Here is a 12,445-nt window from a genome sequence, read left to right on the forward strand (position 1 = left end):
GGAAGTCGTGCCAGCGGGGGTAGGCGGGGGCCAGGGAGGCGGCGTCCCGCCAGTGCAGTTTGCCCCAGTGTGGGCGGCCGCCCAACTCGGTCGCCACCTCCTCGAAGGCGCGGAAGTACGGCTCGTACGGCATGCCGATGTACTGGTGCAGGGCGACGTACGCCGAGTCGCGCCCGTACGAGTGGGACAGCCAGATCTGGTCGGCGGCGGTGAACCGCACCTCGACCGGGAAGAGGACCTTGAACGGCAGCCGGTCGATGATCCGGCGCAGTGCGTCGAGCGCCTCGGGCAGGGTGTCGCGCGGTAGCGCGTACTCCATCTCCAGGAAACGGACCCGGCGCGGGCTGCAGAAGACCGCGTCGGAGCGGCCGGTGTAGACGCGTTCGCTGAGTGCCCGCGCGGAGACGGCGCTGATCCGCGGCGCCAGGGCCGGCACGGCGCGGCCGAGTCGGCAGGCTCCGGCGAAGACGGTGTTGGCCAGGAAGTCGTCGTCCAGCCAGCTGCGCCAGCGGGGCAGTGGAGCGTCGTCGGCAGCCACCCGGTCGTTGCTCTTGAGCTGCACCCGGTCGGTGTACGGGAACCAGAAGAATTCGACGTGGTCGTGGGCGGCGACCAGGTCGGGCAGGTCGGCCAGCACGGTGTCCAGCGCGGCGGGGCGTTCGTGGGCCCGGAGCACGAAGGCGTCCACACAGCGCAGGGTGACGTCGACCAGGATGCCGAGCGCGCCGAGGGAGACCCGGGCCGCGTCGAACACGTCCGGATGTTCTACTGTGGAGCAGCGGAGCACCTCTCCGGTGCCGGTGACCAGGGTCAGCGCCTCGACGAACGTGGCAAGGCCACCGTGGGCCGCGCCGGTGCCGTGGGTGCCGGTGGAGATCGCGCCGGCCACGGTCTGGGCGTCGATGTCGCCGAGGTTGGGCAACGCCAGGTGGTGACTGGCAAGTAGGACATTGAGCTGCCGCAGGGTCATTCCGGACGGTACGGTGACCAGGCGTCTATCGACGTCCACCTGTGCGTCGATGGCGAGTCTGGTGAGGTCCATCCGCCGCCCGTCGCTGACCGCGACGGGGGTGAAGGAGTGGCCGCTGCCGACCGGGCGGATCCGCTCGCCGGCCTCCGCGGCCGACCGGACCTCTGCCACCACCTCGGCGACGGAGGAGGGTCGCAGCACAGCTGTCGCGACAGCGTGTTGGTTGCCGGCCCAGTTGGACCAGGCGGTGGCATCGGCGGGCGCGGTTCCAGCCATCGGTACTCCTCGAAATATTATGAACTAATTTCATACCAGGAACGTTGTCCCTGGTAAACGCCGCGATAGAGCACCGCAATAGAGGTCCGCTCGTTGTACCGGTAGTCACGCAGTAGTGACTAGGAGATATGTTCATCCGTCGAGAAGGGGGTGGCGAGTGTCCACTTCAGCCGCCACGACCGGGCCACTGCGTCGGGTGCCAGTGCAAGGTCGTAGTGTCGCGCGGGTCCAGCGGATGCTGGACGCCTGCGCCGAACTCGTCGACGAGGTGGGGTACGAGGGGCTGACCACCACCCTGCTCGCCGAGCGGGCCGAGGTGGCGATCGGGTCGGTCTACCAGTTCTTTCCGGACAAGCGGGCGATCGTGCAGGCGCTGACCCTGCGCACGATGGAGTCCTACCTCCAGCGGCTCGACGAGCGCTTCTCTTCGGACGATCTGACCCACTGGTGGGACGGGGTCGACGCGGGCATCGACGAGTACATCACGATGCATCGCACCGTTCCCGGATTCCGTACCCTGCACTTCGGTGACGTGGTCGACCTGCATCTGCTCGATGAGCAGCGGGACAACAACGGCGTCATCGCCGACCAGTTGGCCCGGGTGCTCAGCGAGCGGTTCGGCCTGTCCGATGTTCCTGACCTGCGCTTCCACCTGGAGATCGCGGTGGAGGTGGCCGACGCGCTGATCAAGCTCGCGTTCCGCCGCACGTCGGAGGGGAACGAGCGGGTGTTGGTCGAGGCCAAGGCGTTGATCCGCGACTACCTGCACCGTCAGGTGGATGCCCGGGGCGAGGTCGGCAAGCGGCCGGTCGGGCAGCCTGCCAAGCCGGCCGACGACCAGATCGTCGACTCCGCGGAGGCGGGGGCCAGGTCCGCCTGAGCCGCGCCGGGGGCGGCCGGAGTCGGTTCTCCCGCTGTTCAGAGGAAGGCCCGGCCCTCGCCCCGGTAGGTCGGCACGGTGGCCACCACCTCCTCGCCCTCCACCAGGTGCAGTTCGTTGACGTGTTCGCACAGCTCCCCCGACTTGGCGTGGCGGAACCAGACGCGGTCGCCGATGTTCAGGGTGGAGACCGCCGCACCGCGCAGCGGGGTCTGCACCTCGCCGGCTCCTTCGGCGCCGATCAGGTCCAGCCCGGCCGGCAACCATGGCCGCGGCAACCGGCTGCCGGCGGCCGGACCGGAGGCGATCCATCCGCCGCCGAGCACGGTGGCCAGCCCGGGTGCCGGTCGGCGTACCACCGGGCAGGCGAAGAACGCCGCCGGGGTCGGGCGCCAGCTGCGGTAGCCGTCGAACAGCGTCGGCCCGTACAGGCCCGATCCCGCGGTGACCTCGGTGACCGCGGGATCGGCGCTGGTCACGGCCACGCTGCCGGTGCCGCCGCCGTTGACGAACTCCAGCTCGGCGTGCTCGCGTACGGCGGCCACCGCCGCACCTCGGCGGGCCCGCAGCTCACGGTACGAGCCGCGTTGGGCCAGCCTGATCGCGGCGCCGAGCATCGCCCGCCCGGGCGGCGCGTCGCCCAGGCCGGCGATCTGTGCCTCGTACGACATCAGCCCGACCAGCCGGAATCCCGGCCGGGCGGCGACGGTGGCGGCCAACCGGCCGGCTGCTCGGGCGGTGTGCACCGGTGACCGGCGTACCCCGACGTGCACCCGTCCGCTCAACAGTCGCCAGGACGCGTCCAGGTCGAGGCAGACCCGCAGCTCGCCGCGCTGCTCGGGTGGGCAGACCGCGTCACAGAGGTCGAGCTGCTCGGGGTCGTCGATCATCAGGGTGATGCCCGTGGCGAGGGCCGGGTCGGTCGCCAGAGTGGCCAGCGCCTGCCGGTCGACGGTGGGGTACGCCACCACCACGTCGCTGGTGACGCCGGTGCGTACCAGCCAGATCGCCTCGGCCAGGGTGAACGCCAGCACCCCGTGCCAGCCGGGCCGGGCCAGGGCGCGGGTGATCAGCTCCCGGCTGCGGATCGACTTGCTGGCGACGCGTAACGGTTTGCCGGCGGCTCGGGCGACGAGCGCGGCGGCGTTCGTGTCGAAGGCGGTGAGGTCGACCACCGCGTACGGCGGATCGAGATGCGCGGTTGCCCGGTCCAGCCGGTGGCGCAGGTTCTCGCTGTCGGTGGCCACGTCTGCACGCTAACTGTGAAACGGTGAATGCGAAATACCCTCGCATCTGTCGGCCGATGCGCGCTGGCATCGGCGGCCTAGGCTGCGACGAGCAGGAGATGCATGACGGGTTGACAGCCCCGTCAGGGCTAGAGTGTTCCACCGGGGGTGCCCAGCGATGGGCCGGCACGTGGAGGTACGGCCATCGAAAGCCAGTTCAACGGCGAGTCGTCCGGCGTGTCGCCGTCCGCCGACCAACCCGCCGGCACAGCTGACCAGTCCGCCGGCACCGCGGGTCGCCCCGGCACGCCGCGGTCGACGGAAGCCGCAGGCCGCCCCGGCGGCACGGCCGGTAGCCCGACCACCGCTCAGGCCGACCTCTCCGGTTACCCGGCGATCCGCTCGGTGCTGCGGATCCGGCCGTTCCGCCGGCTCTGGATCGTGCTCGGCGCGGCCTCCTTCGGCGACTGGCTCGGCCTGCTCGCCACGAGCGTCTTCGCCGCCGCCCAGGTGGAGGGCAGCACGGCCAAGGGCGCGGCCTTCGGAGGCGTGATCGCCATCCGGCTGCTGCCCGCCCTGCTGCTCGGCCCGGTCGCCGGAGTGCTCGCCGACCGGTTCGACAGGCGCTGGACGATGGTCATCTGCGACCTGCTGCGGTTCGTGCTGTTCGCCTCCATCCCGCTGTACGCGCTCACCGGTGCCAGCGGCGCCCGGGTGGTCAGCTGGGCGGCCATCGCCACCTTCCTGATCGAGACGGTCACCCTGCTCTGGATCCCGGCCAAGGAAGCGGCGGTACCCAACCTCATCCCCCGGGCCCGGCTGGAGACGGCGAACCAGCTCACCCTGATCACCACGTACGGCCTGACCCCGATCGCCGCCGCGATCCTGCTCGCCTCGGGCGACGGCATCGTCCGGGGTGCCACCGGCGGCGAGATGCCCGCCTGGGCCGAGCCGGCCCAGCTCGCGCTCTGGTTCAACGCCTTCTCCCGGCTCGCCATCGCCCTGGTGGTGGCGTTCGGCATCAAGGAGATCAGCCAGGGGCAGACCGCCGAGGGGGAGCGCACCGAGCAGAGCATGCTGCGCCAGTTCGCCGAGGGCTGGCGGTTCATCGCACAGACCCCGCTGGTGCGCGGCCTGGTCCTGGGCATCCTGGGCGCCTTCGCCGGCGGCGGCATCGTGATCGGCACCGCCCGGTTCTTCGCCAACTCGCTCGGCGCCGGTGACGCCGCGTTCTATCTGCTCTTCGGCGCGATCTTCCTGGGCCTGGCGATCGGCATCGGGCTCGGCCCGATGATCGTCCGGGACATGTCCCGGCGTCGCTGGTTCGGCATGAGCATCGTGCTGGCCAGCGCCTCGGTGATGACCCTCGCCTTCGCCTTCCACCTGTCCATGGCGCTTGTCGGCGCGATCCTGGTGGGTGCCGGCGCCGGCATGGCCTTCCTCTCCGGCACCACCCTGCTCGGCGGCGAGGTCGCCGACGAGGTACGCGGCCGGGTCTTCGCCGTGGTGCAGATCGGCACCCGGCTGGTGCTGATCCTGGCGATCGCGCTGGGCAGCCTGCTCGCCGGGGTCGGCGGCTCCCGGACCCTGGAGATCGCCGACCTGGGCATCTCGATCTCCGCCACCCGTCTGCTGCTGCTCGCCGCCGGTGCGGCCGGGATCTTCGCGGGCATCAGCGCGTTCGGCCAGATGGACGACAAGAAGGGCGTCCCGGTCCTGGCCGACCTCTGGGGCTCGATCCGGGGCCGCCCGCTGATGCCGGCCGAGCCGTTCGTCTCCGCCGGGCTCTTCGTGGTCTTCGAGGGCGGCGAGGGCGCCGGCAAGTCGACCCAGCTCGCCACGCTCGCCGAGCGGATGCGGGACGAGGGCCGGGACGTGGTGGTGACCCGGGAGCCGGGTGCCACCGGCATCGGCGAACGGATCCGCTCGCTGGTGCTCGACACCGCCGTCGACGAGGCACCCTCGCCCCGCGCCGAGGCGCTGCTCTACGCCGCCGACCGGGCCCACCACGTGGCAACGGTGGTCCGGCCCGCCCTGGTCCGTGGTGCCGTCGTGGTCAGCGACAGGTACGTCGACTCGTCCCTGGCCTACCAGGGTGCCGGCCGTACGCTGCCGGTCGAGGAGGTCTCCTGGCTCTCCTCCTGGGCCACCGGTGGGCTCAAGCCCGACCTGGTGGTGCTCCTGGACATCGACCCACAGGCCGGGCTGTCCCGGGCCGCCGCCCGCAGCCAGGCCGCCGACCGGCTGGAAGCCGAGTCGCTCGCCTTCCACGAGCGGGTCCGGTACGCCTTCCTCGACCTGGCCGCCGCCGACCCCAAGCGTTACCTGGTGCTCGACGCCGCCCGCCCGGCGGAGGAGATCGCCGAGCAGGTCGCCCGCCGGGTGGCGGAGCTGCTCGACGCCACAGGTGGGATCGACCACCCGGGGCCGGCGAACGGCCCGGACACCTCGGTGCAGCCTCGGTTATCCCCATCGGAGCTGGTGACGACGGAGCGGACTTGACGACCGGGCTGAGCTGACGGGCGGAGTGGAGCTGATGACGGACGCCTTCGCCGACCTGGTGGGGCAGGACGAGGCGGTGCGTACGCTGCGCCGGGCCGCCGCGTCTGCCGCCGCCCTGCTGCGCGCCGCCGGCCACCTCGACGAGCCCGACCCGGCAGCCGACCCGGAACCGGATCCGGACGCTGCCGCCGGGGCGGATCCGGGGGCGGGGATGACCCACGCCTGGATCTTCACCGGCCCGCCCGGTTCCGGCCGCTCGGTCGCGGCGCGGGCCTTCGCCGCCGCGTTGCAGTGTGCACACGGCACCGGCTGCGGACACTGCCCCGGCTGCCACACCACCATCGCCGGCACCCACGCTGACGTGCGGCTGGTGGTGCCCGAGGGGCTCTCCATCGGGGTCAACGAGATGCGGGCGCTGGTGCTCCGCGCGGCCAGCACCCCGTCCGGCGGGCGCTGGCAGATCGTGATCATCGAGGATGCCGACCGGCTCACCGAGGCGGCCGGAAACGCGCTGCTCAAGGCGGTGGAAGAGCCGCCACCACGGACCGTCTTCCTGCTCTGCGCCCCGTCCACCCACCCGGACGACATCTCGGTGACCATCCGGTCGCGCTGTCGAGTCGTACCGCTGCGGCAGCCGCCGCCCGACGCGGTGGCCGAGGTGCTGGTCCGGCGCGACGGCATCGCGCCCGACGTGGCGCGGTGGGCGGCGGCGGCCACCCAGGGCCACGTGGGACGGGCCCGGCGGCTGGCCGGCGACCCGCAGGCTCGGGCCCGGCGGGAGGCGGTGCTCGCGGTGCCGCGCCGGCTGACGAGCGTCGGCGCCGCCTTCGACGCGGCGTCCGCCCTGATCGAGGCGGCCGAGGCGGAGGCCGAGGCGTCGGTGGTGGAGGTCGATGCGGCGGAACGGTCGGCGCTGGAGACCGCGCTCGGTGCGGGTGGCACCGGCCGGGGCGCGGCCGGAGCCGCCCGGGGTGCCGCCGGCCAGTTGAAGGACCTGGAACGACGTCAGAAGTCGCGGGCCACCCGGGCCCAGCGGGACGCGCTCGACCGGGCCCTGGTCGACCTGGCCGCGTTCTACCGCGACGCGTTGACCATGGCCATGGGTGCGCCGGTGGCGCCGGTGCACACCGACACCGCCGAACTGGCCGGCGCGGGTGCCCGCTCCTGGCAGGCGGAGGGGGCGTTGCGGCGGCTGGAGGCGGTGCTCGCCTGCCGGACCGCGATCGAGACGAATGTCAAGCCCCGGATCGCCGTGGAGGCGATGATGCTCGCCCTCTGGAAGGGCTGACCCGGTACCGCCGTTACTGTTCGGACCGTTATCCACAGGCATCGACAGGCGCAATTCGCGTGCGGTACGGTCCGGTGTGCCGTGGTGACGGTGGCGGCACGGAAAGTGAGCACAGCTGGGGGAGGTCCGCCGATGCCACGGGGTGAGATCGACGAGGCGTGGATCGAGGAGGCGGTCCGGCGCTACCGCCGGATCGAGTCTCTCCAGGCCGAGTTCGACCGGGCCGTGGCGACGGTCGAGGTCACCGTCCGATCACCGGACGGCCTGGTCGAGGTGGTGGTGACCGCCGACGGCCGGATCACCGACGTGCGGTTCCTCGGCCCGCTGCACAACCGGGCACCACGCGACGTGGCCGGTTCGGTGCGGGCCGCGGTGGCCGCCGCCGCCGATGCCGCGCAGTGGGCCAGGGAGAAACTGCACAACGAGACCTTCACCGCCTACCGACCATTGACGGGGGCGTGACATGGACAGCCTCCGGGACCTGGCCGCCCGGCTCGACGAGGCGAGCGCCACCCTGAGCGCGCTTTCCCGCGCGCTCGCCGCCACCGATCCGGCGCAGGCGGCGTTCGGCACCGACGCTCCCGGGCGGCCGGGTGAGATCGGGCGGGCGCTGCACCGGCAGTGGATGGCCGCGACCGGCGACCGGGCCCGCGAGGCGCACGCCGCCGCCACCGGACTGGCCGCCACTGCCGACGCGCTGCGCCAGGCCGCCAACCGGTACGCCGACACCGACTCCGTCGCCGCCCGCCGCGCGGTCGGGGAGGGATGATGGACGCCCTGGACCGCCTCGCCGAGCCCGGGCTCGACCTGCTGCGCCGGGTCGACACCCTGCTCGCCGGGGGCGCGCCCGAGGGGCACCGGGTCTGGCCACTGCTGCGCCGGATGCAGGTGCTGCCCGGCGACGCCCTGCACAGCTTCCTCGACCTGCGTCCGGCACCGCTGGCTGGTGCCGGGCACGCGGTGCGCCGACACGTCCACGGGTACGACCACGCCTGTGCCGCACTCACCGATCCGCTGCTCTGGTCCGGGTCGGCCGCCGCCGCGTACGGCCAGTCCCGGGCGATGCTGTTGCGGCACCTCGACGAGGGGCCGGAGAGCCTGGTCGGGCGGCTGGAGGCGACCGCCGGTTACGCCGACGCGCTCGCCGACTGGGTGGAGGGCAGCCGGCTCGCCGTGGCCCGGGCCCTGGCCGACGTTATCGGGTCGGCCGAGGCGGTGGCGGTGGTCGCGACCACCTCGCTGAGCCGGGTGCCGTCACACTCCGGGCCGTCGTCACCGGGCAGCGCCGCTGCCGCCGAGATCGCGGCCCGGGTGCTGGCCGTGCTCTGCGTGGCGTACGACGGCGCGGAGACCCTGCTGCGGCAGTGGGGACCGAGTCTGGCTGAATCCCCCTGGCGTCCGGAGCACAATCGACTCCGACCGGACAGCGGCGGCCCCCCGCCCGGCAGCCGGACCACCCGCATCGGCTGGTGATCCGGGTGCGGCCGGTGTGGCCTGGTCGACAGCCGTGGATGGTTGCCCGGGTTGGTCGGGCGACCGCGCGAGCGGCGGGACTGCCGCGCGACGTCGTAGGGTGAAGGCATGGGCATGCTCTGTGCGGTCAGCTTCCAGCGGTACGGGCGCCTCTACTACCTCGACCCGGGCGAGCTGCGTCCGCAGGTGGGCGACAAGGTGCTGGTCCCCACCGACGACGGTCCCGAGGTGGCGGAGTGTGTCTGGGCCGCGCAGTGGGTGACTGAGGAAACCGACGGATTTCCCCGGCTGGCCGGGCTGGCGCAGGACGAGGACCTGCGTCGGGACGAGGCCCTACGGCGACGCAAGGCCGAGGCGAAGATCGCGGCCAAGCGGCTCATCCGCGAGCACGGACTGCCGATGCGGGTGGTGGCTGTCGATCACGTGCTCGGCGGAGGCGAGGGCGGCGAGCGCAGCACCATCTATTTCACCGCCCCGCACCGGGTGGATTTCCGCTCCCTGGTCCGCGATCTCGGCGCGACCCTGCACTGCCGGGTGGAGCTGCGGCAACTCTCGGCCCGGGACTCGGCCCGGGTGCAGGGCGGCATCGGCTCCTGCGGGCGTGACCTCTGCTGCGCCACCTTCCTCAACGACTTCGAACCGGTCACCATCCGGATGGCCAAGGACCAGGATCTGCCGCTCAACCCGCTGCGCATCTCCGGTGCCTGCGGCCGGCTGATGTGCTGCCTCAAATACGAGCACCCGCTGTACCAAAAGTTCCAGGAGTCCGCCCCGGCGATCGGTGCCCGCGTCAGCACGCCGGAAGGGGAGGGCCGCGTGGTCGGCCACAGCGTCCCAAGGGACACGGTCACCGTCCGCATGGACGCCGACGGCTCCCGCTCCATGTGTTCCCGCGCCGACGTCTGCGGCTCCCGCCGCGCCTACGAAGGCCGCGACTGACGTCGGCTCCCGGCGTTGCCGGGGTGCCTCGCGGCGTTGCTGGGGCGGCTCGCGGCGTTGCTGGGGTGCCTCGCGGCGCTGCCGGGTGCCTCGCGGCGTTGCTGGGGCGGCTTGCGGCCTGCTGGTGCCCGCTGCTGGTCAGTGGCGGGCTCTCGCCCAGTCCAGGAACCGGCTCCTCAGATCCGCCGCGGGATCGAGCTGGGCGAGTTGACCCCGGGCCTCCTCCAGCAGCGAAGCCAGGTAGATCAGCAGGCCCTTCCGGTCGGCGCGGTACCTGCTCAGCAGCGCCAACTTCGCCGGCTGGCAAGGCCAGTCCGCACCGCAGTTGCGGCACCGCCAGAGCGGGCGCATCGCCTCGTGCGGCAGGAACCGGGCCATCACCGGACCCCGTTCCCTCGCCGCCGCGCCGCGTACGGGACATGCGGGACGTCGACCGGCTTGACCCCCTCCGGCATCACGAAAAGCTGTCGCTTGTCGACCGCGTCGCCATGCTGATCGAGCTGGTAGCAGTCGATCCACGTCCAGCCGTGATAGGTGGGCCGATCCAGCTCCCGCACCACCCGGACCACGATCGGAGTACGCCCGAACTGCGGCGAGGCGGCCCGATCCAGTAGGTAGACGCCGGGCGCAATCCGGGGCGTACCGTCGCTTCGGGGCGGCAGTGGCCTGGCGACGATCCGCGGTCGCCAGCGGGAGGCCGGGACCCCATTTGTTGGCCGCTGCGTCATCCGCTCCTCCTTTCTCGCTGGACGGGGCCGCCCCGACGGGGGAAGTGGGGCGGCCCCAGCAAGCACACCTACCGGGCCTCCAGCCGCTTCCTGGACCCACCAAGCGCACCGCTATGCAAGACACATTGCCCTGGGTGATCGGACCAGTACACGACGTTCATTTACTCTCAAGAGGCGTTCGGAACGTTCGCTCGGGAGGTGGGGATGAATCATGCACTTAGGGCGGCCATGGTGGAGGCTGGTGAGACAGCCGAAAGCCTGGCAGCTCAGGTGGGAGTGGATCCGAAAACGGCGGCGCGATGGGTGACGCCGGGACGCGTGCCGCGCCCTCGCCGACGCACGCAACTCGCCACGATCCTAGGGCGGGACATTGAGGAACTGTGGCCGGACGTTCTGAAACGTAGCGAGCCCGAATGGCTGCGAGCCTGGGTCGACTGGGAGCGCGAGGCTGTCGCCCTCTGCTGGTTCGAGCACTGCTGGGTGCCGGGCCTGCTCCAGACTGAGGCATACGCGCGGGCTACCCTCGCCGACGAGGCGCTGACGTCGGCCGAGGTGAACGACATCGTGGCGTCCCGCATGAGCCGCCAAGCCATCCTTCGACGAGAACGTCCGCCCTTGCTGATCGCGGTCATCCACGAGCAGGTGCTGCACCAGTCCGCCTACGGTGACCGCGAGCTGATGCGCGAGCAGTGCGAGCGCCTGGCCACCTGCGCCGAGCTGCCGAGCGTCAAGGTGCTCATCGTCCCGCGCGATCTCGGCATGTACCCCGGCCTCGGTGGCGGATTCATCATCGCCGAGCTGCCCGACGGCGAGGCTGTCGCACATGTGGACAGTCAAGGGCCAGCGCAGATCGTTAAAGATGCTGCATCCATTGCTACCCTCAACGGCAGGTGGGAGCGCATCAGGAGCGAAACCTTACCTCGTCCCCAATCACTGGACCTGATCAGGAAAGCGGCGGGATCATGGACATGACTGGTGCGCAGTGGCGCAAGAGCACGAAGAGTGGCAACAATGGCGGCTCGTGTGTGGAGGTGGCTGACAACCTCCCGGGTGTCGTCCTGGTCCGGGACACCAAGGACCGCGATGGTGGCACGTTGACCTTCGGGCCGGCGGCCTGGCGGGGCTTCGTCGGTCTGGCAAAGCAGATCGGTCCCGTAGGCTGACCCTCTCGCGCCGCCCACCGGATCGCCCGGCCAGCAGCGCATCCCTGAACAAGCGTGATTTCACCGTGAAATCACCGCTCGGGCGACCATCGTCCCCCGCAGGTCAGCTGCGGGGGTGCACCACGAATGCCGGGAGCCGTTCGCTTCCGGGTCTAGCCGATGAGCATTCCTCGTCGGCGCCTGCGCCGCTACGCCGATCCGTGGTCAGGCATCACTGGGTCCGGGGATCCAACCGACCTGCTGTGCCCATGCGTCGGCGTGTCGGATGATCTGCCACACGAAGGGGTCCTTTGCCTCGACGTATGCCTGCCGATCATGGCGGAATCGATGCGCGCATCGGCGCTTCATCGCGGCGTACGCGGCGGCCTCGTCGGGGTGGGACCGCAGATAGTCCCGGAACAGCAGCGGAATCTGCTGAGAGAAACTCCCGAGCTGCCGCACGTGGATATGTGTCCGCCGCTGGCCCGGCGGCTCCCGGAAATAGCGCTTCGTCCGCTCGGGGTTGCTGGTGCGGTAGACGTAACCCAGTCCTGCAAGCGGTCCTCGGAACCCGTCGACCGGTTCCAGCGCCAGCACCGAAATCTGGATGTCGAGGACGGGTTTGGCAGCCAGGCCAGGTACTGAGGTGGAACCGATGTGGTCGATTCGAACTGCCACGTCGCCGAGGGCTCGGCGCAGTGTGACGCCCAGATCGGCGAAGGCCACGCCCCAAGCAGGCTGGTAGTCGACGATATCCACCGGGCTTGACATCCCGTCATCATGTCATCGGCACGTCGGCGCCTTCGACGTTCCTGCCGGCCCTCCCCGGTCACCTGCTCGCCATTGGGCGCGCCGCTCACGAAGCCGATCTAGTTGCGAAAGTGCCCCTATAGGGGCCGAATTCGTCCAAGATCTATTGCCGCAGTGCAGTCGGAGCGCGATCATGCAGTTTCTGTCGCCCCAAAAGGTGCATAAAGGGGCATTCTGGCGACCGAAAGTGCAAGATCGCGGGGGCGGGGGC

Annotated in this window: 14 protein-coding genes; 9 read left to right on the forward strand and 5 right to left on the reverse strand. The window is 71.4% G+C overall.

Annotation, left to right across the window (positions count from 1 at the left end; translation table 11 throughout):
* Positions 1–1,246, reverse strand: a 1,246-nt coding sequence (locus C1I93_RS22340; protein ID WP_111245257.1) for a D-arabinono-1,4-lactone oxidase, incomplete at its 3' end; no start/stop codon positions are given.
* A 235-nt stretch (positions 1,247–1,481) separates the two neighbouring features.
* Here C1I93_RS22340 and C1I93_RS22345 point away from each other — a divergent pair.
* Positions 1,482–2,126 (forward strand): TetR/AcrR family transcriptional regulator, encoded by a 645-nt coding sequence (locus C1I93_RS22345; protein WP_111245258.1) that lies wholly within the window; start codon positions 1,482–1,484, stop codon positions 2,124–2,126.
* 38 nt (positions 2,127–2,164) lie between these two features.
* On the opposite strand, the gene C1I93_RS22350 is transcribed toward C1I93_RS22345, so the two are convergent.
* Positions 2,165–3,373: an amino acid deaminase/aldolase gene (locus tag C1I93_RS22350; RefSeq protein ID WP_111245259.1), complete on the reverse strand. Its 1,209-nt coding sequence runs from the start codon at positions 3,371–3,373 to the stop codon at positions 2,165–2,167.
* A gap of 420 nt (positions 3,374–3,793) precedes the next feature.
* On the opposite strand from C1I93_RS22350, the gene tmk reads away from it, so the two are divergent.
* The 6 genes from tmk (at position 3,794) to C1I93_RS22380 (ending at position 9,554) form a co-directional block, all read left to right on the forward strand.
* Positions 3,794–5,854, forward strand: a complete 2,061-nt coding sequence (gene tmk / locus C1I93_RS22355) for a dTMP kinase (RefSeq protein ID WP_249412427.1) — start codon at positions 3,794–3,796, stop codon at positions 5,852–5,854.
* Positions 5,855–5,888: 34 nt separating this feature from the next.
* Complete coding sequence (locus tag C1I93_RS22360; RefSeq protein ID WP_111245268.1) at positions 5,889–7,142, forward strand: DNA polymerase III subunit delta'; 1,254 nt, start codon at positions 5,889–5,891, stop codon at positions 7,140–7,142.
* 132 nt (positions 7,143–7,274) lie between these two features.
* On the forward strand, positions 7,275–7,604 hold the full coding sequence (locus C1I93_RS22365) for a YbaB/EbfC family nucleoid-associated protein (protein WP_111245261.1): 330 nt from the start codon (positions 7,275–7,277) through the stop codon (positions 7,602–7,604).
* Between the two features lies 1 nt (position 7,605).
* Positions 7,606–7,911 (forward strand): hypothetical protein, encoded by a 306-nt coding sequence (locus C1I93_RS22370; RefSeq protein WP_111245262.1) that lies wholly within the window; start codon positions 7,606–7,608, stop codon positions 7,909–7,911.
* Positions 7,911–8,615 (forward strand): hypothetical protein, encoded by a 705-nt coding sequence (locus C1I93_RS22375; protein ID WP_223256249.1) that lies wholly within the window; start codon positions 7,911–7,913, stop codon positions 8,613–8,615. Before C1I93_RS22370 ends, C1I93_RS22375 begins: the two co-directional genes overlap by 1 nt.
* Positions 8,616–8,723: 108 nt before the next feature.
* A complete protein-coding gene (locus C1I93_RS22380; RefSeq protein WP_111245263.1) occupies positions 8,724–9,554 on the forward strand; it encodes a PSP1 domain-containing protein in 831 nt (276 codons plus the stop codon).
* 138 nt (positions 9,555–9,692) lie between these two features.
* Here C1I93_RS22380 and C1I93_RS22385 read toward each other — a convergent pair whose 3' ends face one another.
* Positions 9,693–9,932, reverse strand: a complete 240-nt coding sequence (locus tag C1I93_RS22385) for a flavin reductase (protein ID WP_111245264.1) — start codon at positions 9,930–9,932, stop codon at positions 9,693–9,695.
* Complete coding sequence (locus tag C1I93_RS22390; RefSeq protein ID WP_223256250.1) at positions 9,932–10,282, reverse strand: hypothetical protein; 351 nt, start codon at positions 10,280–10,282, stop codon at positions 9,932–9,934. The genes C1I93_RS22385 and C1I93_RS22390 overlap by 1 nt, the downstream gene beginning before the upstream one ends.
* A 204-nt stretch (positions 10,283–10,486) precedes the next feature.
* Here C1I93_RS22390 and C1I93_RS22395 point away from each other — a divergent pair, with 204 nt between their 5' ends.
* Together C1I93_RS22395 and C1I93_RS22400 are read left to right on the forward strand one after the other, a co-directional pair.
* Entirely contained in the window at positions 10,487–11,254 is a 768-nt protein-coding gene (locus C1I93_RS22395; RefSeq protein ID WP_111245265.1) for a DUF5753 domain-containing protein, read from the forward strand.
* Entirely contained in the window at positions 11,245–11,445 is a 201-nt protein-coding gene (locus C1I93_RS22400) for a DUF397 domain-containing protein (RefSeq protein ID WP_181445284.1), read from the forward strand. The genes C1I93_RS22395 and C1I93_RS22400 overlap by 10 nt, the downstream gene beginning before the upstream one ends.
* A gap of 204 nt (positions 11,446–11,649) precedes the next feature.
* Here C1I93_RS22400 and C1I93_RS22405 read toward each other — a convergent pair whose 3' ends face one another.
* Positions 11,650–12,195 carry a GrpB family protein gene (locus C1I93_RS22405; RefSeq protein ID WP_111245267.1) on the reverse strand — a complete coding sequence of 182 codons (546 nt, stop codon included), beginning with the start codon at positions 12,193–12,195 and terminating at the stop codon, positions 11,650–11,652.
* Positions 12,196–12,445: the final 250 nt, after the last annotated feature.

Source organism: Micromonospora endophytica (assembly GCF_003236305.1).
Classification (GTDB): domain Bacteria; phylum Actinomycetota; class Actinomycetes; order Mycobacteriales; family Micromonosporaceae; genus Micromonospora; species Micromonospora endophytica.